A 23,670-nucleotide genomic window follows, 5' to 3' on the forward strand; every position below is an offset into this window, starting at 1 on the left:
ACTTTCTGTTGCTTTTTATTAAATTTTTCATTATCTACCTCCTTAGTAAAAACTATAACATAAATTAAAAAGAAATCTAAATAATAATTTGTTATCTAATTAATATAATGACGAAATTTCTAAACGCTACAACTTAACCTTGATAATAAGCAATAGGTTGCGTATAATATAGGTAACCTATTACCTATTATGGAAGGAACATACTGATGAAGGCCCCAGAAAATCCTAAACATCTATTATTTGGCGGAACATTTATTCTAGCGAACAAACTCCAATTTGCAGGAGATAAATCTGTAACAGGATTAACCACGAAACAATGGTTTTTACTAATGAATCTTAGAGAACTTTCCAAAGTGAGTGTACCTAGCGTCAATGATTTAGCGAATGCAATGGATACATCAAGACAAAACATTGCCAAAATGCTCGACACAATGGAAAAGGATGAACTTGTTGCGATTAGTCAAAGTGCTCAGGATAAGCGAGTCAAAGAAGTTTTCATAACAAAAAAAGGACAACAATTGGCAAAACAAAGTGAAAAAGACAGTCAAGATTTTCGAGATAAACTTTTTACAGGAATAACAGACAATGAATTGGCAATTGCTTCTCAAGTCACATTAAAGATGATTGATAATCTGGAACGCATAATCAAGGAGATGGATCATAATGAAGGATAAACTAGCTGTTGTGTACTTTTCCAAACATGGGATGACAGAAAAATATGCCAAATGGATTGCAGAAGAGTTGAATGCAGCACTTATTGATGGAAAAACAGCCAAAGACGTAGAATGGCGTAAGTATTCATTTGTCATTTTTGGCAGTCGCATCTATGCTGGGAAAATCACTGGTGTCGATTTACTGAAACGAAACGCTTTTGATCATCTGGTCGTATTTACAGTTGGTCTGAGTGATCCCGTCGGTACGGATTATGCTGATTTAGATAAAAGTCTTCAAAAATTAAAAAGCATTCCCGAAGGTATTTTTCATTTTCGAGGGGGAATTGATTATACACAGTTAAACATGGGAAATAAGCTGCTGTTAAAAATGATAATAAACTCGTTAAAAAAGGTACCAGATTCTGAACTGACTCCAGAAAATAAAGCATTGATTGAAACCTATGGACAGACGGTCGATTTTAGTGATAGAACGGCTATTGAACCATTGGTATCTTATGTAAGAGAACTAATTGCGAAGGAAAGTTAAACCGTTAAAGTCATACACTTAATGAAACAGATAATTCATCTTGCTTGTGGAAAAAATGGATTACTAAGGACGTCTCTAGCAAAGAGCCGTCTTTTTGTTTTCAGAGGCAAACCAATTTAATCAAATTTGGAAATTTCTGGAGTAGATGAATGATTCATTCTCCGTTTTACATTCAATCAAAGAAATAGTAAACTTGAGGAAAATCAATACGATCGATTTTCACTCATCGTTCAAGACATTCGGATGAAAAAATGACGAAAATCCTGCAAAACGAATACTTATCGGGTTTTCTTCGGGCAGGATTGACCAGAGAAACAAGGTGAGTTCCTAGAGACGTGTTACTAAGCTTTTTACTGGAAATCAGTTTATGTTTGCTTGTTGCCTAGTTTTGGAAAAGGAGAAGGCTATGGATACATTTTATTTGGAAGACATAGAAGAGATTATTGCGCATCGATACGACAATGGCGCCGATTACTGGACAACTGAGGACCGAAAATTATTGAAAGGGGCTCCTTTTACCACGTTAGAAAGTCCAATGTATTTACTTGAGCTGGGAGTGTCTCCCGAGGATGCGATCCTAACAGAAACAGCGGAGTTGATTTTTAGCACTTGGAGAGAAGATGGCCGATTCAAAACTTCTCCATCTGGTGGGTTGTATCCTTGCCATACGGCGTTAGCTCTAAGGAACCTTTGTGTTCTTGGTTATGCAGAAGATCAACGGCTTCTTCAGACCTTCGACTATTTGATTTCCACGCAGCAAGAAGATGGAGGTTGGAAGTGCAACAAGTATAGCTTTGGTCGTGGACCTGAAACGGACTATTCTACACCGATGACGACTTTAACGGTATTAGATGCTCTTCGCTTTAGTCCATTCGCAAAGAATCAAGCGGTCATCAATCCTGCAATTGAGTTTCTGTTGACGCATTGGAGACTGAAGAAGCCAATCAGTCCTTGTCATTATGGCATTGGCACGTTGTTTATGCAGACGGAATACCCTTTTAGGGGATACAATCTCTTTTATTATCTGTATGTCCTGTCTTTTTACCCTTATGCGAGACAAGATGAGCGCTTTTTGGAAGCGTTACACCAATTTGAAGCAAAGCTAGTTGATGGTAAAGTCATCGTAGAACGTGTTGTACCGAAGTTAGGAAAGTTGAACTTTTGTAAAAAGGGACAGGCCAGTCATTTAGCAACGAAACGCTATCAAGAAATATTGGCCAACTTAGGATAGCATTTTTGTTGATTCACCAGAACAGGAGGTAAGAAAATGTCAGTAACTTGTTTGACACTTCGTCCATTGACCAATGAGATCGAACTAGTCGATCGCTGGTTAAGAAAAGAATATATCAAGAAATGGCTTGGTTCGACAGAAGATTGGTTGACGGAAATCAGAAATGAAACAGGAGAATTTGATTATATCCGTCATTTTATCGTCGTTTATGGAAACCAGCCCATCGGTTTCTGCCAGTATTACGCGTGTGAAAAGACCATTAAAGGATACCCATGGGAACATGAGCCGGCTGGAACATTTGGCATCGATTATTTCATTGGGGAAGAAACGTATCTCAAAAAAGGGTTAGGAAATAGGTTGATCAAATCACTCGTCAACCATATCTTGAGCCATGAACAGGCTGGTCGAATCATCGCAGATCCAGTGCCAGAAAATCAAGTTTCAATCGCTGTGTTGGAAAAAAATGGCTTTAAATTGGATGACGGAACCGGACTTTATTTCAAGGATCTTTCAGAATGAATGTTGAGAAGCAAGGCAGTCACAAATCCTATGCTTTTTGACTAGAAGTAAATAGCGTGTTGAAGTGAACTAGAGACGAAAAGAACCCTTTTTACTAAAAGTGTTCTTGGTGCAGAAACGAAAGTGAATAGGGTAAAGGAGTCAGAAGAATGGATCGATATGTTGCTTTATTAAGGGGAATCAATGTCGGTGGGAAAAATAAGTTGAGTATGTCTGAATTAAAAGAAGAATTAAAGAAAGATGGATTTACAGATGTCGTCACTTATTTAAACAGTGGCAATGTTATCTTTTCCAGTAATAGAGAGGATCCACAGGTTTTAGCCAATAAAATCAGGACAAGGATCAACCGCCGCTTTGAGTTAGACATCCCCATTCATGTGGTTTTACAAGCCGAACTAAAAGAATTATTAGCAAATGCTCCTGAATGGTGGGGAGATGAGAACAAAGAAATTTATGACAACGTCATATTTATGATCAAGCCATTATCTTATGAGCGCTTACTAACTGAGATTGGTGAACCAAAAGCAGACTTTGAAAGAGTGTATCCTTATAAAGACATTGTCTTTTGGTCCTTTATTCGCAAAGATCATCAAAAAACAAATTGGTGGGCAAAGACCGCAAAGCCGAAAGTGAAAGATCAACTGACCATCCGAACAGCCAATACTGTAAGAAAAATTGTTGACATGTGATCGGAGAAAGTGCTGTTGATCATTGGGATTTCCGTTTTTCAACTCGTTGTGCAAGGTTTTAGGTAGTGTTCTCTAATTACTGGGTTCTGTTGATCATAAATTAACTTTGGGTGTCACTTTTTCCAAAGCGCGGAAGAAATCAATTGAATGCAAAAATATTCTGAAAATTTTAATTCTCCGAAGAAGGAGCCTTGTAATCTATTTTTAATGGACTTATGCTTATTCTTGAAAGGAGAATGATGATGAAAGAAGAATTGCATGAGTTGATTACGAGTACCCAGCCAAATATTTGTCAAATTGTTGCTTACAAGAACCACGAAGAAGTCTATTCAGATGAATGGAATCATTATCAGAGAAACGATGCTTGCCACGTGATGTCGGCGACAAAAAGCGTAGTATCGCTGCTGATAGGAATCGCTATCGATCAGGGGAAAATCCATAGTATTGAAGATAAAGTCATTGATTATTTTCCCGATTATGTTGTGAAACGAGGAGAAAAAACGATCTATGACGTGACCATCAAACACTTACTCACCATGCAGGCACCTTATAAAGGAAAAGGAGATCCTTGGACAAAAGTCTGTACCAGCGAAGATTGGACGAAAGCTTCTTTAGACTTTTTAGGTGGAAGAAAAGGATTAACGAATCAATTTGATTATCGAACAGTTTGTCTGCATATTTTGACTGGTTTATTATGCCAAGCAACAAAAATGACCACGGTTGATTTTGTAAACAGCTATTTATTTGAACCCATCGGCGTTAGTCGACATCACAATTATCATGTCGAAACGGCAGCAGAACACAAGCAGTTCACTATTGGGAAAGAGCCTAAGAAACCGATTTGGTTTTGTGATCCTTTGGGTGTTGGTACCGCTGGTTATGGCTTGTGTTTATCAGCCAGTGATATGGCAAAAATTGGTGAACTCTGCTTGAACCAAGGCCGACACAATGGAAGACAAATTGTCTCGGCTGAATGGATTGCAGAAATGAGTACGCCAGTGCAGCCATCGCTAAACCAATTTCAAGATATGGGTTATGGTTATTTATGGTGGATCTTAGATGTAGAAAATACTGTTTATGCAGCCATTGGCAATAGTGGAAATATTCTTTACGTTGATCCGAAAAACAAACTGGTTATTGCTGTAACCGCTTATTTTAAACCCACTGTTCGTGATCGAGTCGAGTTTGTTGAAACGTATGTGAAGCCATTTATCCTGGCGGAAAGAGGTTGAGGCCCTTACTTATTGAAGGGACGAAAAGGAGTGGCGACTGCATTACTTGAAATTATTCTTAAAAGAACATTGAAGGAATGAGTATTCCTAGAACAGATGTCATGGAAAGTAAAACACAACGTAATGCAAAAGGAGGGACTCTATGGTAAAAACAACGATTTGTGCCAGTTTCGATGAAGAAATCCAAAAGGTTTGGCAGATCGTCACAGATCTTCAGAACTATTCTTGGCGAAGTGATCTAAGTAAAATTGAGGTGATCAATGAAGGGCAGTTTATCGAATATACAACAGGCGGGTATCCGACCAAATTTACGATCAGCGATAAAAAGCCCTTCAAATTGTATGCATTTGTGATGGAAAACAGCAATATTCGCGGGCATTGGCAAGGAGAATTCACCAAAGCAGGCTCTCAGACAGAAATTATCTTTACGGAAGAAGTAACAGTAAAAAAATTCTATCTGAAACCATTTGCTAAAGGCTATTTAAAAAAGCAACAGGAAAAATATATCTCAGATTTGACTGCAACACTAAGCAAAGGGAAATAAATGCCTAAAAATTCCATGGGGCGTGTTTAGAAATGGAACTGCCAGTGATGACAGAAGAATGCAACGGAGAAATGACAAGCGAAGATCAGTTGAATGATCCACAGAAGAAAAAGTAAGGAGCAAACCAATGTTTACTTTCGAGAGCGTGACTGACGCAAATGAACAGGAAGCTGTTTCCGTCTATTTAAATAATCAGCCGTATTTTTCTTTAACGGATGATGTGGCTTCCCTGCAGTTATTGAAACAAGATATGGTAGATAAGCCTGAATCAGTAAAGAAAGAAAATAAACGGTTTCTTTTAGTTAGAAAGGATACAAAACCGGTGGCGATCCTTGACTACTTAATTGATTATCCAGAAGAGCAAACCGCTTATATTGGATTATTGTTGATCAATGAAAAGAGGCAAGGACACGGGAAAGCAATCCTTCATGAATTAGAAGAAATTCTTCTTTCTGAAGGGATGACGAAATTAGCGTTGGCCGTTTTAGTGAATAATCAACCAGCGGATAAATTTTGGCGATCGTTAGGTTTTCGGCCCACTAAAGAAACCATTGCTCAAATGAATCAAAAGAAAGTCAAGGTTCTTTCTTACGAAAAAACTTTTGCTCACCCAAGAACAAGGAACTAGCGAGTCTATTTTCAATAAGCAAAACATCAGTTGACTCTCTACTTGAGATACGAGGCAGGATGTAATTAGGAGGTTTCTCATGTATTTTTCCACGCCACGTTGTTTGATCCGTGATTTTAGGATCGAAGATATTGCAACAGTTATGACCTATAGAAATGATTTAGAGTGGATGAAGTACCAAGGGTTCAAAAACCTGGAAAAAGCTGCGTATATCAAGGAACTGCTGCATCCCAAAAGTTTTTCTGAAGGCAAGAATATAGCAGTTGTGCACACTTTAGATGACCGGCTGATCGGTGACATCTATTTAAAAAAAGAAGCAGATTTTTTCTGGATCGGTTACACGATTCATCCTCAAGAGTCTCAAAAAGGATACGGCTCAGAAGTGGTTCAAGCGACGGTTCAGTGGCTGTTTGATCAAGGTGTTCAGTCAGTAAAAGCAGGGGTTTCGTCTGAAAATTTAGCATCAATAAAACTTTTAGAAAAACTGAATTTTTCGTTAGTCAAAACGGAAGAAGACGCATGTTATCAGTTGCAGCGCCTTGACTATTTGCAACAGAAAAATAGGATAAAATAGGAACAGTGAATCAGAAAATTCTCTTCAAACAATAAAAATCTTTTTACCTTGTTAAGAAGCCTAGGCTAACTTGGTAAAAAGATTTTTTTGACGAATCCGTTTCAAGTTTCTTTGACAAAAGAGTTGGTAAGTTCTCCTAATTTGAGGATGGTTCGAGCAAATTTTCCGCTTTTCTATTTTTGCCATTTATTTAATGCGGGCATTATTCGCTCAAATACGGGGAATAGCATCAAATAAAACAGGAAGTTTCCGCTAGCATGGAACAAATCAAATACGAAGCCTTGAAGATAATAGGCTGTAAAAGAAGGAAACTGATAAAGCCAAACTTCCATCATCGAAACGATCAGACCATAGAGAATACCACAAATAAACGCTAGAAGTGCTTGGATTAAACGGCTTTTTTTCATGAGAGGGATTTTTCCTAACAGATGAAAAAAAGTGATCGTAGCAGTCAGTGCTACAAATTGGCTGATGGTCCAAGGTCCCATTCCTAGATAGATATTTGTCCCAAGCAAACTCAATAAAGCAACGATCAATGCATCGGACAGACTGCCTGCCAGGGCTAATAAAAATAAAATAGCACTCATGGGCTGAACGTTGGGGATCCAGACAAAAAATAAGCGTCCAACGATACAAGACGCAGTAATAAGTGCTAATAAAGAAATTTTTTGTACGGAAAAAACAGGAGGATGGGGTTGGAACATCGAAATCGCCGTCTTTCTAACTGATAATCATTCTCATTATACAGGAAAAAAATAAAATTCAAGATTGAAAAACACATGATGTAGTGTGATAATGAATTCCGGACACAATATGTTGAGTCTGGGAAGGTGGCATAAAGAATGAAATACAATAAACAAACGATAAGAAAGCTAAATGAGGACATTCATTTGTTCCCAGAAGTCTCAGCAATCACTACTGAGATGACGAACACATTTGAAGGGATCTCTCGCTTGATCATGCTCGATCGCTATTCTTTCAAGGACCAAAACCACCAAACGTTAGATAAGGGTGATTTGGTTATTTTAACCACAAAAGAAGATCCGCAATACCCTGCTCGAGGCATTGGATGGGTAAAGGCGATTGACGATGAGATCGTCTCTATAGAGGTCGAAGAAGAGTATCGCTCAGCTTTAGAAAATACTGCTGAACAAGCTAGTGGTCTTGTTCAACGACGGAAAAATGAGATTGAAAAACCACTGGAACTTTATTTCGAACAAATCGCTCGCCGAGTGGCCAGAGGGATTTCCGATAAAGAGTTAGAGCAGGAGTTGTTTCTTGAGCAGTTTTATCAGCAGATTGCCGAACAAAATTTGATTCCAGCAGGTCGGGTGCTTTATGGCGCTGGCACAAATTCTCAAGTGACCTATTTCAATTGCTTTGTGATGCCTTTCATCCATGACTCTCGTAAAGGACTTGCTATGCACCGACAAGAAGTGATGGAGATTATGAGTCGTGGCGGAGGGGTGGGAACCAATGGTTCAACCTTACGGCCAAAAGCTAGTGTGGTCCATGGTGTCAGCGGCCGATCCTCTGGTGCTGTCTCCTGGTTGAATGACTTAGCCAACTTGACGAATCTAGTTGAGCAAGGGGGAAGTCGTCGGGGGGCGCAGATGATCATGATGGCTGACTGGCATCCAGACATTTTTGCTTTTATTATTTCTAAAATTCAGAATCCTGCGGTATTGCTGCAGTTAAACAAAACATTGAAAAATGAGACCATCAAACAGTTAATCAATGAAAAACTTCAATTTGATCCTTTGTCAAAAATGGAAGAACAAATGTATACCCAAATTGCTCAGCTTCCAGAATCATCAGATACCGAGCAAAATGAAATGATCAAGACGGCAAAGGAAAAACTACGGCTTGGTGGGACTTACACGGTTAAAAATAGCGATTTCTTGACTGGAGCGAATATTTCTGTTTGTTTAACAGAAGAATTCATGGCTGCAGTAAAGAAAGACGATTGGTATGCGCTGCGTTTCCCAGATATCGACAATTATTCAGAAAAAGAAATGGCGGAATACGATGTGAAGTGGGCAGAAGTCGGAGATGTGCGGGAGTGGGAAGCTGCCGGTCATAAAGTAAAAACCTATCAAAGGATCAAGGCTCGTGAATTGTGGGATTTGATCACCTTTTGTGCCACGTACTCTGCTGAACCCGGCATCTTCTTTATTGATAATGCCAATAAAATGACCAATGCTACAGCCTATGGGCAAAAAGTGGTTGCGACGAATCCTTGCGGCGAACAGCCTTTAACGCCTTATGCTGTATGTAATCTAGCAGCAATCAATTTGGCAAACATGGCCGATCATCAAACCGGAACAGTTGATTTTGCTAAATTAAAAGAAACGGTTAAAACTGCGGTTCGTTTCCAAGACAATGTGATTGATGCGACTCCTTACTTTTTTGATAAAAATGAGCGCCAAGCGAAAGGTGAAAGACGTGTTGGACTTGGTATCATGGGCTTAGCCGATCTATTGATCTATTGTGAAAAAACTTATGGTTCAGCAGAAGGCAATCAATTAGTCGACCAGATTTTTGAGACGATTGCTGTCACCGCCTATGAAACCTCCATTGATTTAGCAAAAGAAAAGGGCAGTTTTCCATTTTTGATTGGGAAAGACGATCAAGAGACCCAAGCATTACGAGAGAAGTTTATTGACACAGGATACATGAAAAAAATGCCAGCCCATGTTCGTGAAGGAGTATTGCAATTTGGGATTCGCAACTCTCATCTTTTGACGGTCGCACCAACAGGGTCAACGGGAACAATGACCGGTGTGTCAACCGGATTAGAGCCTTACTACTCCTTCTCCTACTTTAGAAGTGGCAGATTAGGCAAATTTATTGAGATCAATGCAGCAATCGTTGAAGAATATCTTGCAAACCATCCGCAACAAGACAAAGATCAGCTGCCGGAATTCTTCATTTCAGCAATGGAATTGACCCCCGAAGAACATGTTGGTGTTCAATGTGCGATTCAACGCTGGGTAGATAGTTCGATTTCAAAAACTGTCAATGCGCCGAAAGGATATTCTGTAAGTCAAGTGGCCAAAGTCTATAGGGATCTTTACGAAGGTGGAGCCAAAGGCGGTACTGTATACGTGGATGGTAGCCGTGACTCCCAAGTGTTGACTTTGGAAGCAGTCGACAATGAAATGAACACGCAAGTAGAACCAGCAGAAGATCAATTTACCAGCCAAATGAGTGAACCAGTGACTTCAGGTGATCGTTGTCCCATCTGTCATGAAGGAACAATAGAAGAAATCGGCGGTTGTAGTACGTGTACCAATTGTAAAATTCAACTGAAATGTGGTCTGTAAAAATAGCTCGTTGGTAATTGAAGTGATAAGGTTTATACCGATGTTTCAGTAGGTATTTAGGATGTTTTTTCGCTGGATAACAGGGCAGATTTTAATGACGTATGTCGGGAAGGAATAAATAAATGAAAAAATTGTTCGTCGTATTCGTGATGTTAGGTGGATTGTTGGTCACTAGTGGCTGTCAAAGAAACACGAGTCCCTCTTCAGAAAATAACCAGAATGTTCAAAGTGTAGAAAGCACCGAAGGTTCTGTTGATCAGAAACAATTAACAGCTACGATTGTCCTCACGAATCAGGGGGAGGAAGTCACCTCAAAAGAAGTCACGTTTCAAGAAAATGAATCACTATTGAAAGTAATGAAAGAAAACTTTACGATAGAAGAAAAAGATGGCTTCATCACTTCGATCGATGGAATGAGTCAAGATCAAAAGAACAATGTATTTTGGGTCTATACAGTCAATGACGAAATGAGTGATAAAGCTGCCCAAGATCTGCTTTTGAAAAAAGATGATACCATCACTTTTAATTTACAAGCATTCTAACTCACCCTTTAAGAGGTGTGACATATGTTTTCAACCGAGGACTCCCAATAAGGACTAGGTTCCAGCAGGTCCCTCTGGCTTGCACGATGCATCGTGCCATTCAGAATTCTCGAGTTGCTACTTATGTTGCAGCTCTTTTTTTTCTTGATACAAATCAATTTGTTTTTCGCTCCTTTTCGTTAAACTAGCGATGAATCATCCCTACAAACAAAAAAGGAGTGGAGACATTGAAGATCCAAAAAAAGATACAAGCAAATCAAGTGCTATTAACAATGATCAGCGGTTGTCTGATCGTCACTGCATTTGGTGGGAAATATTTATTGCAGCAGCAGGTACTCTATGAGAGTTGCTTGTTTATTGCTTCTGTTATTGGTGGTCTTCCCATTGCTATCCAAGCTTATCAAGCGGCAAAAGTGAAAGTCATTAGCATTGACTTATTAGTAACTGTGGCGGTGCTGGGGGCCCTTTTTATTGGGGAATACAACGAATCAGCTATCGTGACCTTTCTTTTTTTGTTTGGTCATGTTCTTGAACAAAAAACGTTAGCCCATACGCGATCAGCGATTCAATCTCTCATCAATATGTCGCCAGCAAAAGCCTGGAAATACATTCCCTCAGCGAATGAAGGCGCGGTGGAAAAGATGGCAGAAGTAGCAATTGAAGAAGTCAAAGTGGGGGATCGCTTGCTGGTAAAAGCAGGTGCCCAAGTGCCAGTGGATGGCATGATTGTTGAAGGATCGGGCTACTTAAAAGAAGCAGCAGTGACAGGAGAAGCTGATCTTGTGAGAAAAACAGTAGGAGCAATGGTTTTTGCAGGAACGATTCTCGAAAATGGCACATTAAAAATCCAAGCTCAAAAAGTTGGTGAAGAGACGACATTCGGTAAAATCATTGAACTCGTTGAAGAGGCACAAGATAGCAAATCAGCTGCTGAACGTTTGATTGACCGTTTTGCCACTTATTATACACCGCTGATCTTGGTGCTGGCTGTTCTTATCGGCTTGATTACTAAAGAGATTCGTCTAGCGATCACACTACTGGTACTAGGATGCCCCGGAGCACTTATTATCGGTGTTCCGGTCGCCAATGTTGCAGGGATCGGGAATGGTGCCAAGAACGGGGTATTGATTAAAGGTAGCGAAGTCATGGCTGCTTTCAGCCGTGTCGATACGATTGTTTTTGATAAAACAGGGACATTGACTGAAGGTAAGCCAAGTGTGACTGCCGCAAAGAGTTTTACCGACAAAGACGATTTAGCCTTAGTGGCAGCTGTAGAAGCAGAATCCGATCATCCATTAGGTCAAGCGATTCTTCAGTATGCACGAACTGTCGGGGTAAGTTGGGAAGCAGTCCATGTGGAGCAGACGAAAATCCATAAGGGACGTGGGGTGCGGGCGGTTGCAAATGGTCAGGATGTGTTGATTGGCAACAAGCAATTCATGATTGAACAAGGGATCAAGCTACCAGTGGCGGTGCAACGGCAAGAAGAAGAATTACGAGGACAGGGCCATTCAATCGTTTTAGTCGCGTGTAATCAGCAATTGACTCAATTATTTGGCATCAAAGATGCGATTCGTTCAGGAGCGTCAGAAACGATTCATGCATTGAGAAAAAGCGGCATAAAACGGCTGATCATGCTGACAGGAGACCATCAACACACCGCAAATTTGATTGGCCACACGTTAAGGTTAACAGAGATTCACGGTGAGCTTTTACCTGAAGAAAAAGCGGACTTTATTCGACATTTACAGGAAAAAGGGGAAATAGTTGCCTTCGTGGGAGATGGCATCAATGATAGTCCTTCAATTGCACTTGCTGATATTGGGATTGCGATGGGCAATGGGACAGATGTGGCAGTCGAAACCTCTGATATTGTGTTGATCCAATCACGGATCGAGCAATTAAACTATGCCTATCAGTTAACGAAAAGAACCGTCAAAAAGATGAAAGAAAACATTCTGATTGCGTTGGGAACTGTCTTATTTCTGTTAGTAGGATTGGTCTTTGGCTTCATCTATATGGCCAGCGGGATGTTTTTCCATGAGTTAAGTATTTTGCTTGTGGTCTTGAACGCGATGCGCTTGCTAGCGAAATCAAATAAGGCAAAACTTGATACAAATCAATTTTTAATGACACAAGAAGAATTAAAATAAGGCTATCAATAAAGGAGGAATAGTCATGAAAACAATTATCCAATTACAAACCTTAACTTGTCCATCTTGTATGCAAAAAATCGAACAAGGGCTGAGTCGCCAGTCTGGCGTAACAAAAGTCAATGTTCTGTTCAATGCCAGTAAAGTAAAAGTAGAATTTCAACCAGAAATCATCACTCCGCAAGAAATCCAACAAGTGATCGAAACGCTAGGTTATGTCGTTGAAGGGATTCAACTAAAAGAGTTGGCTTGATATTGCTTAATCAAACCAAGGAATGAAGCCAAAGGAAGTGAATAGGAAAGGAACACTGAACCTTTTCTATTACAATCGTTAATTATTTTTTCGTATATAGATTTCGCCGTTAGACGATCACGGGATTAACGACTTCTTTCAAAGAAGTCAGTCGGGATTTATCAAGGGGATTTTATCTCATAAATATTGATGAAGAAGGAATCCTTGAATGGGTGTATCAAGTAGACTTCCAGAAATTTATGTCAAGACCAGCGCGCATTGGTGGGTGTACGATACTCAAAAAAAGTGGTACATTAAAAAAGAAACGTCGCGTGTTCACATGCTTGGCTGTTGAGCAATCGCAGCTGTTGTTGTTTGAGACATCCCATAAAAGAAGTGCGGCAGGACCGAGTTTTTGAGTTTTCAAAAGAAGTTCCTGCGTGATTGCAAGGCCATTGATTCCTTGGATAAGACGATTTTACGGGGAAACTGGGAGCGAATAGGAGAGGATTTCCATGGCAAAGGATCATATCTGTGTTTCATTAGTGCCATTGTTCAATCATTTAGATGAAACGGATCAACGAGTGATTCACACGCTGGTCACACATCACATTAAGGAAAAAGGGGAACTGATATTTACCCCAGACACTGATGATCAGTTAGTGATCGTTGCTCGTGGAAGTTTAAAAGTCTATCAACTTTCCGCTAATGGCAAAGAACAAGTCCTGCGTGTCGTCGAACCCGGCGGCTATGAGGGAGAGAAACAACTATTTGGTGTTCGAAATGAACTATTGTTTGGAGAAGCATTGGAGAAGACCGAAGTTTGTGTTCTCAAACAGCGAGATTTTACGCAGCTGTTGTTGGATTATCCCCAGTTAAGTTTGAAATTATTAGAAATAAATGCGCAAAAAATGCTAAAAGTCGAACAGCAAGCACGCTTTCTGATGATGGAAAAAGTCGATGAACGATTAGCTACTTATCTATTAGATTTAGCAAAAGTTGCCGAATCAGATCAAGTAGTGCTGCCTATGAAAATGAAGGAGCTAGCGTTGTTTTTAGGAACGACACCCGAAACTCTTTCAAGAAAATTAAAACGCTTTGAAGAGAAACAATGGATCCGCCGTAATAAGCGAAGGGTGTGGCTGCTTGATCAAGAGCAGCTAACAGATCTTTAGAGAAAGAGACTTTTATTCAAAAGCCCCCTTACCATCCGTTTCCCAGGAAGGGTTCTCCGCATCTGCCATTAAATCCGTGTAAACCTTGTGAATTTCAGTAGATTGTGCAATCAACGATTGACAAACGAGCAAAATCCAAGTAGATTTAATCAGGATGCTAAATTCTTTTATCAAAGTGCTTTGTTTTATTAGATAAAAGAGGGTATGGGGAAAACGAGGTGGAAATAGTGAATCAAAAAGAAAAAATGCTTGAACTGATCAAAAAGAAACAAGGTGGTGGCCGTTCGAAACAAATGGACACACCAAAAAATGATCGCAAGAACATGCGTAAAGGACCAAAGATTTACAATAAGTAATAAATGAGCATGACTCATTGACGATAACTGCGTAGGGAAATTTCCTTACGCAGTTTTTTTGACTCTTTTAGAGAGGGGGATCGACTGATTTTCTCACAATAAAATACTCCTCGACTTCGCCGCTTTCCTTTTGTATGATGAAGGAAAAGAGAATAGGGACGGAGGGAGAAAATGAATATAAAAGAGGAATTGAAGGCTGGAGCAGGGGAAAGTATTTTTTTGAATGATATTGAAGTCGATCCGAAAACCATTAAAGCAGTATTGATCAATGAAGTCGTTCCCCTAGATCCAACAGACGATTTTTATGGGGCAACAGATGGCGCTTATCTTTCTACGACATTGCCGTTGTTTCAAAAAGCTGGGATCCATGTAGATTCTGCCTATGACTTATTGACGCTAGGGATTTATTTGACCAATGCGATCAAAACGCCAAAACACACAACTATTGAAACACAAACCATCACTGAAAATCTACCGCTGTTAGAAAAAGAGTTGTCGTTATTTCCAAATGTTGAAGTGATTATGTTGATGGGGGATGTCGCAAAAAAAGCCTTCAATCAAATCGCCAAAAAGCAGCAAAAAAAGAATGTGATTCCCTCTGTTGCAACTTATAAAATACGCCATACTGAAATCTACTATGGAAAGATCCGCTTATTGCCTTCTTATATTATGACAGGGAAGAATGTATTGATCGAAAAATCTAAAGTAACGATGGCGGCAGAGGATATCGCGAAAATGTATCAAGTGATTACGAAGGATTTGAACAGTTAACTATCCTGTGACATCAAAGTATGCCAAAAAGAACAGCCGCTGAATAGGTCGGAATGTCGGATTTTTTTCTTGCTAAGTTACGGAAACAAATGGGCTTCTTCAAAACACTTAAACTGATTGTTATTCTTTCAGTGGCAGAATGTTTCAAAAGCAAGCGCCTGAAGGTTTCCTCTTGCCAAAAGACTTAAGAACCTTCTGTGAGCACAGATGTAAGCAACAATCTGTTTATCCAAAAATATGAAAGGGTTTGCTATATATACTACAGCATGGTAAAGTATAGTCATAATTGAATGAACAGGTGATGAAGTTCGGCATAGCTGATAGTACACAATCAGTGCTATAGGTATGACTGGAAAAGAGTAAATAAAATCAATTGAACAGGCTAAAAATAACCGCTTTTGTAGGTTTATTTAAGTTGCCTAGCTATTGATTTTATCTTACTCTAACTTCTCTTTTCACGGAAGCGATGGGTAACCATCGCTTTTTTTTATTCTTTTATAGTAATCACGCAAAAGGAGGACTAAAGAAAACTATTCAGTTACACAAATAATCAATCAAAGGAGCAGAAAGATGCGAAGCAAAATGAACGATTTTATTAAACAGCCAAAAATCTATCAACAAACCGATACCCCATTCTGGACAGATGACTATATTTCTCAGAAAATGCTAGAAAATCATTTGGATCCGAAGGTAGATGGGGCCAGTCGAAATCGATCCTTTATCAAAAAATCTGCTAGTTGGATCTGTCAAGAAGTCCCCCCAGCAGATTATCCAACCCTTCTTGACCTAGGGTGTGGACCAGGGCTCTATTCTGAATTGTTTGCTGAATCTGGCTATCAAGTAACAGGGGTAGATTTCTCAAAACGATCAATCGCCTATGCAAAAGAGTCTGCACGAAAAAAACAGTTGCCTATTTCCTACCTAAATCAAGACTATCTTGAGTTGGAATTGTCAGAGACTTTTGATTTGATCGTGATGATTTATTGTGACTTTGGTGCATTATCTGCAAATGATCGACACCTGCTAGCAGCAAACATTTATCGCTGGTTGAAGCCTGGCGGAAAATTCTTGCTAGATGTCTTTAGTGCAACGAAATATGATCAGACTGTAGAGCAGCAATCATGGGACTACTCAGAAGGAAATGGCTTTTGGAGCGAGGATCCCTATCTCGCGCTGAATAAGACCAGTAAATATCCCAACTTTGTCTGGTTAGATCAAACAATGGTGATCACTCAAGAGAAGCAGATAACTTACAATTTGTGGAATAGTTGTTTTACAGAGCAATCATTGGCTGCCGAACTGGCTGCGGTTGGATTTAAAGAGTATCAACATTATAGCAATGTTTGTGGCGAAAGCTATAAGAAGGAAAGCGAAACAATTGCGATGTTGTTAAAGAAGTAAACGGTGGGGTTACATTTTAGGGGACAATTCGGTAAAATGAAGAGGAGGGATAAAATGAAAAAAGTCTTATTGTTTCTGAATCTACTGATTGGCATCGGTGCTTGTGGCGGCGGTGTGATGGCATTTCTAAGTGCTCATTCAGTGGAAACCGCTGAATCATTTGGTTTATCAAAAGAGATGCTGCTGAATTCGCCCTTTCAAAGCTTTTTGATTCCAGGGATATTTTTACTGGTGGTTATTGGATTTGGCAATTTGATAAGCGGTTGGCTACTCTATAGGAAAAAGGATTATTTTGCTGAAGTAATGATGGGTTTGATCTTAATTGCATGGATCTTGATTCAAGTATATATGCTAATGGCAATCGTATTTTTGCATGTGCTGTTTTTCTTGCTGGGGGTGGTTCAGCTTACCTTATCTGTTTATACCATAAAAAAATTACAATTGAAGCTTCCTTTTTCTGCTCATCAAAATTGATCCAGATGGAGGAAGAAAGATAGGGAACAATCAAACAAAGTTTGTGAAATAAACCTAAAACTACAGAAACACCGGAGGAGGCATATCATGGAAGAATTACAAAAAATACCGAATGTAGGAAAGGTTCTTGCCGAACATCTGCATGCGATTGGCATCGATTCGGTGGAGAAATTGAAGTCTGCAACAGCAGAAACCATTTTTATGCGTATTCGTCAACGGGATCCCGGGGCTTGTCTCCACATGCTCTATGGAATTGAAGGAGCAATACATGGAATTCCTAAAACGCAGATTGCAGCTGCAAGAAAACAAGAATTGCGAACGTTTTTCCAGACGGTTTCTTGAGTGATTGGTAAAGGAGTTCAGACTAATCGATTTTGTGATCTAAAACACAAAGAAAGACCAAACAATGCCTGACAACTTCCGCAAAGACATTGGAAGTGTCGGGTTGATTGTTCGGTCTTTTTTGTTTCTTGAGACATAGCTTTATGCTAATTCCCTTTAAGCAGCTCGTTTAATGTAGGCATGTCTTGAACTTGGTATTTTTCTTTAAAGGCCGTGATTTCTGCTGCTGAAAATTTTTCTGGATCTAATTTCAATTCCTCCACAGGCAATGGACGGGCATTTTCAATCTTGATATCAATAACTACCGGACCTGTGCTGGCTTTAACGGCATCAAAAGTAGGGGCAAGATCTTCATAACGAGTAATGGTATATCCTTTTGCACCAAGTGCTTTGCCAACTTTCCCAAAGTCTGCGCCTTCCAGAAAGACCCCAAATTTCTTTTGTTCGGTATCTTCTTGTTCCGCTTCAATAAATCCAAAAGAATCATTGGAGAAAACGATGTTGATGATTGGCAATTGGTATTTGACTTGGGTCAAAATATCCTGCATTTGCATGGCGAAACCGCCATCCCCGCTCAATGTAAAGACTTGGCGATCGGGGAAACTCAATTGGCCGGCAATTCCTCCTGGAACACCGTTCCCCATTGTGGCAAACCAGCCTGAAGTGGTAAAACGTTGCTCGCCTGTCATTTCTAAATGACGGATACTATTGATCGTTACATTACCGACATCACTGACGAAAATCGCATTCGGTTCAGCAATGCGGTTGATTTCTTTGAAAATCGGTTCTGGACGAAGAGGGACTTGTTGTTTGGTGTCAAAATGATGACGCCAAGCATGCCAACGAGCAATATTTTCTTGATTTGCTGCCAGCCATTGGTCTGCTGGTCGTTTGGTTCCAAGTGACACCCATTGATTCAACGCAGTGATCCCATCGCCTAACACCGAGACATCTGTGTTGTGGCGACGACCAAATTTCGAGGAGTCAATATCGACTTGAACAAAGTTGGCTTGCGGATTGAAGAAACGACGACCAAATGGAAAATCACTTCCCACGAAGACAATTAGATCCGCTTCAGCTAGTGCTTCATTCGCAGGTTTTGTGGCAACCCTGCCGGCAAAGCCAAGAAAATTTTTATACGTATCAGGAACGATTCCTTTCGCCAAAACAGAAGCCGCAACTGGCATCGAAAAGAACTCGGAAAAGGCTTTGATTGCTGAAAAACCGCCGAATACCCCTTGACCAATATAAAGAACGGGCTTTTTCGCTTGTTCAAAATAGGGAAGGGCAGCTTTTAAATCTGCTTCATTAGGAAGGATCACTCCAGTTTTATGGTTTTTGGCTGTGGCGATCTCTTGGGCTTCAATCTCTTTGAAGCCAAAATCAACGGGAATCGTTACAACAGCGACGCCCCGGAATTTATAGGCAGCCTTAATGGCTTCATCCACTACGTGTGGTAGGCTTTCAGGTGACATAACGGTTCGATTGTAAATGCTGACATCCGCAAACATCGGATTTTCATTCATTTCTTGGAAATCATTGTAATTCATTGCGCTTGATGCCACCTGGCCGAGCAAAGCTACGACGGGCACATTATCCATTTGAGCATCATACAAGCCATTGATCAAATGGGTGGCTCCGGGACCAGCGGAACCAAAAACCACACCTACTTTACCCGTTAGTTTAGCATCTGCAGCGGCAGCGAGCGCACCTGCTTCTTCATGGCGAACTTGGATATAGCGGACAGATTCCCGTTCTTGGTATAAGGCATCCATCGTGGAATTAAATGAACCGCCGGGAATGCCGTAAAGATGGTCGATCCCCCATGCTTCAAAGACTTTTACCATGGCGACACCTGCATTGATTTTTGTCATTTTTATCACTCACTTTCTCCTCTTTCTTTCAGTATAAAGTATTCTAAAAAAGACAACAAAAAATGTGACTCGACTCACAAGCAAAAAGTTGCTTGATTTAGCTGTCGGCTGTGCATGGTTTTTGTAAAGACAAAAAAGATGCATCTCTATTAGATGCATCCGAATCGTGAAATCATTATGCAGTCGTTAGCGACTTCTTTGTTAGAAGCAAATGACTCGTTATGAAACTAGTTGGATAATTCTGCGATAAAGCGAGCCGCGATTTCTTTGGGGCGGGTGATGGCACCGCCGACGACAATTCCTGCCACCCCTAGTTGCTGAACTTGTTTGGCTTGCTCAGGAGAATGAATTCTTCCTTCCGCAATGACGGGCAGCTGTTCCGCGACCAGTTGTTGGATCAGTTCGAGGTCGGGTCCATCTGTTGGTTCACGGTCTTTGGTATAACCAGCTAGTGTTGTGCCAATAAAATCGACTCCAGCTTGGTACGCATTTTTTCCTTCTTCAAATGTCGCAATATCAGCCATCAGCAGCTGGTCAGGATACTTTTCTTTGATTTGTTGAATAAATGCATTGATGGTTCGACCATCATGCCTTTTTCGCAAAGTACAATCCAACGCAATGACTTCGACCCCGGTTGCAACTAATTCATCTACTTCCCGCATCGTCGCAGTGATAAAAGGTTCTTCCGGTAGGTAGTCCCTTTTAATGATACCGATGATTGGCAAGGAAACTTTTTCTTTGATTTGCTGAATGTCTCGTACAGAGTTGGCACGAATTCCGACCGCACCTGCTTCTTGAGCTGCCACCGCAAAAAGAGGGATCACGCCGCCTTCTTCGGTATAAAAGGGTTCACCAGGCAATGCTTGACAAGAAACGATCAAGCCACCAGATATTGCTTGTAAAAATTCGGTTTTGTTCATGGACGATGCCTCCTAATTATCAATCAACTGACTAGCAATAACCTTCAATCTGAAATTCGAACGAGGGTCTTCAAAGGGACTATAGCATGGAAAAATAGCTCTTGTAAATGATTTCTCTCTGAATGAGTCAATGGCCAAAGATCCCTGTGAAAACCGATTATTTCTGCTTTCGGCAGGCAGTCTTTCTTAAAAGTGAAGGTCAAAAACAGCGACTATAGCCACAACAACTGCAGCAACTACTTGGTAACTTAAGTTTTTAAACAAAAAACTTTTCCAAAAACATCTGCACCAAGGCAGAGCTGTTTCTGGAAAAGCGATCTTTCGTTGCAATTATTTTGTAGCGGCGCGTTTGAACACAGGAATCTCATTGTTCGAGCCATAATCATTCATAGTGATTCCTTTTAATCGAGTCATATCTTCTTCTGAAATTGCAAAAGCCACATCAGCGTTGTTCTTCATATGTTCCATGGATGCTGTTTTTGGTAAAGGAAGGAGATCTAGTTGGAGGCAATAGCGAATCGCTAGCTGCGGTACTGAAACGTGATATTTTTCAGCCATAGCAATAATTTCATGATTTGCCATCATTTCTCCATGAGCAATCGGAGAGTAAGCCTCCACAAGCAAATGATTTTTTTGACAATAGTCGATCAAGTCGAAGGGGGTATGACCGATATGCGCTAATATTTGATTGACCATTGGTTTGATCGTACCGTGATCAAATAAGTTTTGTAAGTCTGCTTTTTCAAAGTTTGATACTCCAATGGCACGAATTTTCCCTTCGTTATAAGCATTTTCCAATGCTTGCCAAGCGGCGACATTTCCTTCAAAGTAATGCTCATCCTCTTGGAAAACAGCCCATGGTTTCGGACTATGAATGATCATCAAATCAATGTAATCCAATCCTAAACGATCCAATGAGGCGTTGATTGCATCTGTGGCTTCAGCGTAATTTTTGATTTCAGCTGCCAATTTCGTCGTTACGAATAATTCTTGGCGATCGATGCCAGATAAGCGAATCCCTTCACCAACCCCACGTTCATTTTGATATGCTTGGGCAGTGTCAATATGGCGATAACCGACTTCAATCGCTTTTTTTACGGCTTCAGCCGCTTTACTATCTTCAATCATCCATGTACCATAACCAATTTTAGGAATCGACACACCATTTGATAGCGTAAATGTTTCATTCAACATGTTATTTCCTTCTTTCTTTTTGTACTACATCTAGCATACTGCTTCACCTGGACTTTAAGGCAAGCAAAAAGTTTCAGTAATGAAATATAGCGAAAGTGACCAGAAAGAATGGGTCAGAAGAACAAAAGGCAAGTGTTTATTTTTTTTTTAGAAGAAAATGTTTCTTGAACCTTTGACAGAAATACTTGAGCAGCTGGAGAAAATGTCTGATGCTTTTTCCAAATAAGATTCACTCGGGCGGTGAAAGCAGGGGACAGTGGGATAAAAGTTAAGGGAGTTCCTTTGGTATTCACGATTCCCGTCAAACATAAGGCACAGCCAGCTCCACTTTGAACCAAAAGAGAAGCATTGTAGAGCAAATTGTACGTACCTACGATTTGGTGCGTTGAAATCGACTGTCCCAGCCAATCTGTCAACTGTTGGTTCACCTGTGTTTGACGAGAAACAAGAAGAGGGACCTTCGCTAGATCGGATGCAGAAATCGCTGATTTAGTCGCCAATGGGTGATCTTCCCGGAGTAACAATCCCCAGTGATCTTGATGGGGCAGCTGAAGATACTCATATTTCTGCTTGTCGACAGGATCGATCACTAAGCCAAAATCAAGCAATCCACGATTGATTCTGTCCAATACATCATCCGCGTTCCCACTATAGATATGCGTGAGGACGTCAGGATGATCTTTTTGGAAAGCGGTGATGATTTCAGCCAGCAAACGAAAGGCTTCTGTTTCGCCACCGCCAATCGTAAGCTCACCGCTGATATGTTCTTTCGTAGTAAGATTGGCCTTCGTCGTAGATACCAATTGCTGGATTTCCTTGGCTCGTTCGTAGAAATAGCGACCTTCATCTGTCAATCGAATTTCTCGGCTACCTCTTTCAAATAACCTTGTTCCTAACTCAGCTTCTAATTCTTGTAATTGCTTAGAAAGGGTAGGTTGGGATAAGTGCAATGTTTGGGCAGCTCTGGTAATGGTGCCTTCTCGGACCACCGCCAAAAAATAGTTGATCACACGTAGTTCCATCTCCTCGTCCTCCGTTTGATTATTTGTATTATAACTTTAAGGAATTCTTCGCTATTCATATTAAGTATTAGTTATCTTTATTTTAACGGAGTATGCTAAAGTCAACAACTTTGAATGAAATGAGGCAATAAATATGGATCGTTCTTTTCAACAACAACTAGTCAATCGTGAACTTTTAGCAGACGCACCAATTTTTCAACGAATCCACCAATACAAAGAATACAATGAGCGGATGATTCGAGAAATGAATCAAGGGTACCATTCAGCTGACAAAATCAGAGCATATCTTGAGGAAATCACTGGTGAAAAGATTGATGCATCCGTAACAGTCAATACGCCCTTTTATACAGATTATGGACGACATATCCAATTTGGTCGGAATGTCTATCTTAATATTAATGTGACTTTTGTGGACTTAGGTGGTATTTTTATTGAAGACCATGTATTGATCGGCCCCGGTGCCCGTCTGGTGACTGTCAACCATCTGACTGATCCGAAGAAGCGCCGTGGATTATGGGTGGCACCTATTGTGATCAAGAGGAATGCATGGATTGGTGCGAATGCGACGATTTTACCGGGAGTAACGGTAGGAGAAAATGCCATCGTGGCAGCAGATGCGACGGTAACCAAAGAGGTTCCTGCCAATGTGGTCGTGGCTGGCACACCAGCAAAAATCATCAAAACGATCTCTTGACGGGACTGTGCCATAAGTCATCATTCAACAAGTTAAACCGAATCCTATACTATTGCTCTAGATTCCTACTTTTGCGACGAGGAGTCCCTGCACCGCAGAAGCAATAATAGTTTCGGATAGTGTTACTAGGAGACTTATGGAACGCCCCATAAGAGAACATCAAAGTCATTAAAGGAGTGTAGTAGGATGACTATTTCAGAAGTAGCAAAAATCGTTTCATTGACACCCGTAACTTTAAGGTATTACGAGCGGGTGGGCTTATTGCCGCAAATCAAACGTACCAGCAATGGCATACGGGATTATTCAGAAGAAGATATCCAATGGATCGATTTTATTAAATGCATGCGCAGCGCCGGTTTATCAGTGGAATCTTTGATTGAATACAATGATTTGTATCAGCAAGGGGAAAGAACGAAAGAAGCCCGCAAACAACTACTGATCGAGGAACGTGAAAATCTACGCCAACGTTTCGAGGAATTAAAAGAGACATTGAGTCGATTGGACGGCAAAATCCAGCGTTACGAACAACAATGACAAAAAGGATTGTCGCAAGCCTAGAAGAGGGCCTGGGACAATC

The 23,670-nt window shown here is 40.4% G+C and carries 26 protein-coding genes; 21 read left to right on the top strand and 5 right to left on the bottom strand.

Translation table 11 applies throughout. The annotated features are described in order from the left end of the window. Positions 1-206: 206 nt before the first annotated feature. The 9 genes from Q0A12_RS00480 (at position 207) to Q0A12_RS00520 (ending at position 6,617) form a co-directional block, all read left to right on the top strand. The gene (locus Q0A12_RS00480) at positions 207-674 is read left to right on the top strand and encodes a MarR family transcriptional regulator (RefSeq protein WP_291290769.1); all 468 of its coding nucleotides are present in this window, start codon (positions 207-209) and stop codon (positions 672-674) included. After that, positions 664-1,200, top strand: a complete 537-nt coding sequence (locus Q0A12_RS00485) for a flavodoxin domain-containing protein (RefSeq protein ID WP_291290770.1) — start codon at positions 664-666, stop codon at positions 1,198-1,200. Before Q0A12_RS00480 ends, Q0A12_RS00485 begins: the two co-directional genes overlap by 11 nt. A gap of 406 nt (positions 1,201-1,606) precedes the next feature. Further along, a complete protein-coding gene (locus Q0A12_RS00490) occupies positions 1,607-2,431 on the top strand; it encodes a prenyltransferase (RefSeq protein ID WP_291290771.1) in 825 nt (274 codons plus the stop codon). A gap of 36 nt (positions 2,432-2,467) precedes the next feature. Further along, positions 2,468-2,950, top strand: coding sequence for a GNAT family N-acetyltransferase (locus tag Q0A12_RS00495; protein ID WP_291290772.1), 483 nt, complete (start codon positions 2,468-2,470; stop codon positions 2,948-2,950). Between the two features lie 149 nt (positions 2,951-3,099). After that, positions 3,100-3,639 (top strand): DUF1697 domain-containing protein, encoded by a 540-nt coding sequence (locus Q0A12_RS00500; protein WP_291290773.1) that lies wholly within the window; start codon positions 3,100-3,102, stop codon positions 3,637-3,639. A gap of 239 nt (positions 3,640-3,878) precedes the next feature. Continuing rightward, a complete protein-coding gene (locus Q0A12_RS00505; protein ID WP_291290774.1) occupies positions 3,879-4,871 on the top strand; it encodes a serine hydrolase in 993 nt (330 codons plus the stop codon). Positions 4,872-5,013: 142 nt separating this feature from the next. Continuing rightward, on the top strand, positions 5,014-5,415 hold the full coding sequence (locus Q0A12_RS00510; RefSeq protein WP_291290775.1) for an SRPBCC family protein: 402 nt from the start codon (positions 5,014-5,016) through the stop codon (positions 5,413-5,415). Positions 5,416-5,542: 127 nt separating this feature from the next. Next, positions 5,543-6,043 (top strand): GNAT family N-acetyltransferase, encoded by a 501-nt coding sequence (locus tag Q0A12_RS00515; protein WP_291290776.1) that lies wholly within the window; start codon positions 5,543-5,545, stop codon positions 6,041-6,043. Between the two features lie 79 nt (positions 6,044-6,122). Beyond that, entirely contained in the window at positions 6,123-6,617 is a 495-nt protein-coding gene (locus Q0A12_RS00520) for a GNAT family N-acetyltransferase (protein WP_291290777.1), read from the top strand. Between the two features lie 173 nt (positions 6,618-6,790). Here the strand turns inward: Q0A12_RS00520 and Q0A12_RS00525 are convergent, their stop codons facing one another. Beyond that, on the bottom strand, positions 6,791-7,321 hold the full coding sequence (locus Q0A12_RS00525) for a hypothetical protein (RefSeq protein ID WP_291290778.1): 531 nt from the start codon (positions 7,319-7,321) through the stop codon (positions 6,791-6,793). A 138-nt stretch (positions 7,322-7,459) separates the two neighbouring features. Between Q0A12_RS00525 and Q0A12_RS00530 the strand changes: the two genes are divergently transcribed. The 10 genes from Q0A12_RS00530 to Q0A12_RS00575 all read left to right on the top strand — a co-directional run bounded on the left by Q0A12_RS00530 (position 7,460) and on the right by Q0A12_RS00575 (position 17,389). After that, the gene (locus tag Q0A12_RS00530; protein WP_291290779.1) at positions 7,460-9,943 is read left to right on the top strand and encodes a vitamin B12-dependent ribonucleotide reductase; all 2,484 of its coding nucleotides are present in this window, start codon (positions 7,460-7,462) and stop codon (positions 9,941-9,943) included. 122 nt (positions 9,944-10,065) lie between these two features. Then, on the top strand, positions 10,066-10,485 hold the full coding sequence (locus tag Q0A12_RS00535) for a DUF4430 domain-containing protein (RefSeq protein ID WP_291290780.1): 420 nt from the start codon (positions 10,066-10,068) through the stop codon (positions 10,483-10,485). Positions 10,486-10,703: 218 nt separating this feature from the next. Next, complete coding sequence (locus Q0A12_RS00540; RefSeq protein WP_291290781.1) at positions 10,704-12,638, top strand: heavy metal translocating P-type ATPase; 1,935 nt, start codon at positions 10,704-10,706, stop codon at positions 12,636-12,638. A gap of 25 nt (positions 12,639-12,663) precedes the next feature. After that, positions 12,664-12,891, top strand: coding sequence for a heavy metal-associated domain-containing protein (locus Q0A12_RS00545; protein ID WP_081132140.1), 228 nt, complete (start codon positions 12,664-12,666; stop codon positions 12,889-12,891). 494 nt (positions 12,892-13,385) lie between these two features. Beyond that, positions 13,386-14,045 (top strand): Crp/Fnr family transcriptional regulator, encoded by a 660-nt coding sequence (locus tag Q0A12_RS00550; RefSeq protein WP_291290782.1) that lies wholly within the window; start codon positions 13,386-13,388, stop codon positions 14,043-14,045. A gap of 218 nt (positions 14,046-14,263) precedes the next feature. Further along, positions 14,264-14,401: a hypothetical protein gene (locus tag Q0A12_RS00555; RefSeq protein ID WP_156233338.1), complete on the top strand. Its 138-nt coding sequence runs from the start codon at positions 14,264-14,266 to the stop codon at positions 14,399-14,401. 171 nt (positions 14,402-14,572) lie between these two features. Further along, positions 14,573-15,172: a uracil-DNA glycosylase family protein gene (locus Q0A12_RS00560; RefSeq protein WP_291290783.1), complete on the top strand. Its 600-nt coding sequence runs from the start codon at positions 14,573-14,575 to the stop codon at positions 15,170-15,172. A 570-nt stretch (positions 15,173-15,742) separates the two neighbouring features. Then, the gene (locus Q0A12_RS00565) at positions 15,743-16,573 is read left to right on the top strand and encodes a class I SAM-dependent methyltransferase (protein WP_291290784.1); all 831 of its coding nucleotides are present in this window, start codon (positions 15,743-15,745) and stop codon (positions 16,571-16,573) included. A gap of 54 nt (positions 16,574-16,627) precedes the next feature. Next, positions 16,628-17,047 carry a hypothetical protein gene (locus Q0A12_RS00570; RefSeq protein WP_291290785.1) on the top strand — a complete coding sequence of 140 codons (420 nt, stop codon included), beginning with the start codon at positions 16,628-16,630 and terminating at the stop codon, positions 17,045-17,047. A gap of 87 nt (positions 17,048-17,134) precedes the next feature. Continuing rightward, a complete protein-coding gene (locus Q0A12_RS00575; RefSeq protein ID WP_291290786.1) occupies positions 17,135-17,389 on the top strand; it encodes a TfoX/Sxy family protein in 255 nt (84 codons plus the stop codon). 146 nt (positions 17,390-17,535) lie between these two features. On the opposite strand, the gene spxB is transcribed toward Q0A12_RS00575, so the two are convergent. The 4 genes from spxB to Q0A12_RS00595 form a co-directional block, all read right to left on the bottom strand. Continuing rightward, positions 17,536-19,263: a pyruvate oxidase gene (spxB, locus tag Q0A12_RS00580; protein WP_291290787.1), complete on the bottom strand. Its 1,728-nt coding sequence runs from the start codon at positions 19,261-19,263 to the stop codon at positions 17,536-17,538. Positions 19,264-19,490: 227 nt separating this feature from the next. Then, positions 19,491-20,183, bottom strand: a complete 693-nt coding sequence (locus tag Q0A12_RS00585) for an N-acetylmannosamine-6-phosphate 2-epimerase (RefSeq protein ID WP_291290788.1) — start codon at positions 20,181-20,183, stop codon at positions 19,491-19,493. 330 nt (positions 20,184-20,513) lie between these two features. Then, the gene (locus Q0A12_RS00590; protein ID WP_291290789.1) at positions 20,514-21,377 is read right to left on the bottom strand and encodes an aldo/keto reductase; all 864 of its coding nucleotides are present in this window, start codon (positions 21,375-21,377) and stop codon (positions 20,514-20,516) included. A gap of 113 nt (positions 21,378-21,490) precedes the next feature. Further along, positions 21,491-22,399, bottom strand: coding sequence for a LysR family transcriptional regulator (locus Q0A12_RS00595; protein WP_291290790.1), 909 nt, complete (start codon positions 22,397-22,399; stop codon positions 21,491-21,493). Between the two features lie 133 nt (positions 22,400-22,532). Between Q0A12_RS00595 and Q0A12_RS00600 the strand changes: the two genes are divergently transcribed. Together Q0A12_RS00600 and Q0A12_RS00605 are read left to right on the top strand one after the other, a co-directional pair. After that, positions 22,533-23,093 carry a DapH/DapD/GlmU-related protein gene (locus Q0A12_RS00600; RefSeq protein ID WP_291290791.1) on the top strand — a complete coding sequence of 187 codons (561 nt, stop codon included), beginning with the start codon at positions 22,533-22,535 and terminating at the stop codon, positions 23,091-23,093. Between the two features lie 186 nt (positions 23,094-23,279). Beyond that, positions 23,280-23,627: a MerR family transcriptional regulator gene (locus tag Q0A12_RS00605; RefSeq protein WP_291290792.1), complete on the top strand. Its 348-nt coding sequence runs from the start codon at positions 23,280-23,282 to the stop codon at positions 23,625-23,627. Positions 23,628-23,670: the final 43 nt, after the last annotated feature.

This window comes from Enterococcus sp. (assembly GCF_022711995.1).
GTDB lineage: Bacteria > Bacillota > Bacilli > Lactobacillales > Enterococcaceae > Enterococcus_D.

Coding starts and splice junctions, on each gene's coding strand:
- Q0A12_RS00525 (WP_291290778.1), bottom strand. CDS start 7,321: ATGTTCCAACCCCATCCTCCTGTTTTTTCCGTACAAAAAATTTCTTTA.
- Q0A12_RS00590 (WP_291290789.1), bottom strand. CDS start 21,377: ATGTTGAATGAAACATTTACGCTATCAAATGGTGTGTCGATTCCTAAA.
- Q0A12_RS00530 (WP_291290779.1), top strand. CDS start 7,460: ATGAAATACAATAAACAAACGATAAGAAAGCTAAATGAGGACATTCAT.
- Q0A12_RS00585 (WP_291290788.1), bottom strand. CDS start 20,183: ATGAACAAAACCGAATTTTTACAAGCAATATCTGGTGGCTTGATCGTT.
- Q0A12_RS00565 (WP_291290784.1), top strand. CDS start 15,743: ATGCGAAGCAAAATGAACGATTTTATTAAACAGCCAAAAATCTATCAA.
- Q0A12_RS00500 (WP_291290773.1), top strand. CDS start 3,100: ATGGATCGATATGTTGCTTTATTAAGGGGAATCAATGTCGGTGGGAAA.
- Q0A12_RS00485 (WP_291290770.1), top strand. CDS start 664: ATGAAGGATAAACTAGCTGTTGTGTACTTTTCCAAACATGGGATGACA.
- Q0A12_RS00505 (WP_291290774.1), top strand. CDS start 3,879: ATGATGAAAGAAGAATTGCATGAGTTGATTACGAGTACCCAGCCAAAT.
- Q0A12_RS00575 (WP_291290786.1), top strand. CDS start 17,135: ATGGAAGAATTACAAAAAATACCGAATGTAGGAAAGGTTCTTGCCGAA.
- Q0A12_RS00600 (WP_291290791.1), top strand. CDS start 22,533: ATGGATCGTTCTTTTCAACAACAACTAGTCAATCGTGAACTTTTAGCA.
- Q0A12_RS00550 (WP_291290782.1), top strand. CDS start 13,386: ATGGCAAAGGATCATATCTGTGTTTCATTAGTGCCATTGTTCAATCAT.
- Q0A12_RS00545 (WP_081132140.1), top strand. CDS start 12,664: ATGAAAACAATTATCCAATTACAAACCTTAACTTGTCCATCTTGTATG.
- Q0A12_RS00510 (WP_291290775.1), top strand. CDS start 5,014: ATGGTAAAAACAACGATTTGTGCCAGTTTCGATGAAGAAATCCAAAAG.
- Q0A12_RS00490 (WP_291290771.1), top strand. CDS start 1,607: ATGGATACATTTTATTTGGAAGACATAGAAGAGATTATTGCGCATCGA.
- Q0A12_RS00605 (WP_291290792.1), top strand. CDS start 23,280: ATGACTATTTCAGAAGTAGCAAAAATCGTTTCATTGACACCCGTAACT.
- Q0A12_RS00495 (WP_291290772.1), top strand. CDS start 2,468: ATGTCAGTAACTTGTTTGACACTTCGTCCATTGACCAATGAGATCGAA.
- spxB (WP_291290787.1), bottom strand. CDS start 19,263: ATGACAAAAATCAATGCAGGTGTCGCCATGGTAAAAGTCTTTGAAGCA.
- Q0A12_RS00520 (WP_291290777.1), top strand. CDS start 6,123: ATGTATTTTTCCACGCCACGTTGTTTGATCCGTGATTTTAGGATCGAA.
- Q0A12_RS00515 (WP_291290776.1), top strand. CDS start 5,543: ATGTTTACTTTCGAGAGCGTGACTGACGCAAATGAACAGGAAGCTGTT.
- Q0A12_RS00595 (WP_291290790.1), bottom strand. CDS start 22,399: ATGGAACTACGTGTGATCAACTATTTTTTGGCGGTGGTCCGAGAAGGC.
- Q0A12_RS00480 (WP_291290769.1), top strand. CDS start 207: ATGAAGGCCCCAGAAAATCCTAAACATCTATTATTTGGCGGAACATTT.
- Q0A12_RS00535 (WP_291290780.1), top strand. CDS start 10,066: ATGAAAAAATTGTTCGTCGTATTCGTGATGTTAGGTGGATTGTTGGTC.
- Q0A12_RS00560 (WP_291290783.1), top strand. CDS start 14,573: ATGAATATAAAAGAGGAATTGAAGGCTGGAGCAGGGGAAAGTATTTTT.
- Q0A12_RS00570 (WP_291290785.1), top strand. CDS start 16,628: ATGAAAAAAGTCTTATTGTTTCTGAATCTACTGATTGGCATCGGTGCT.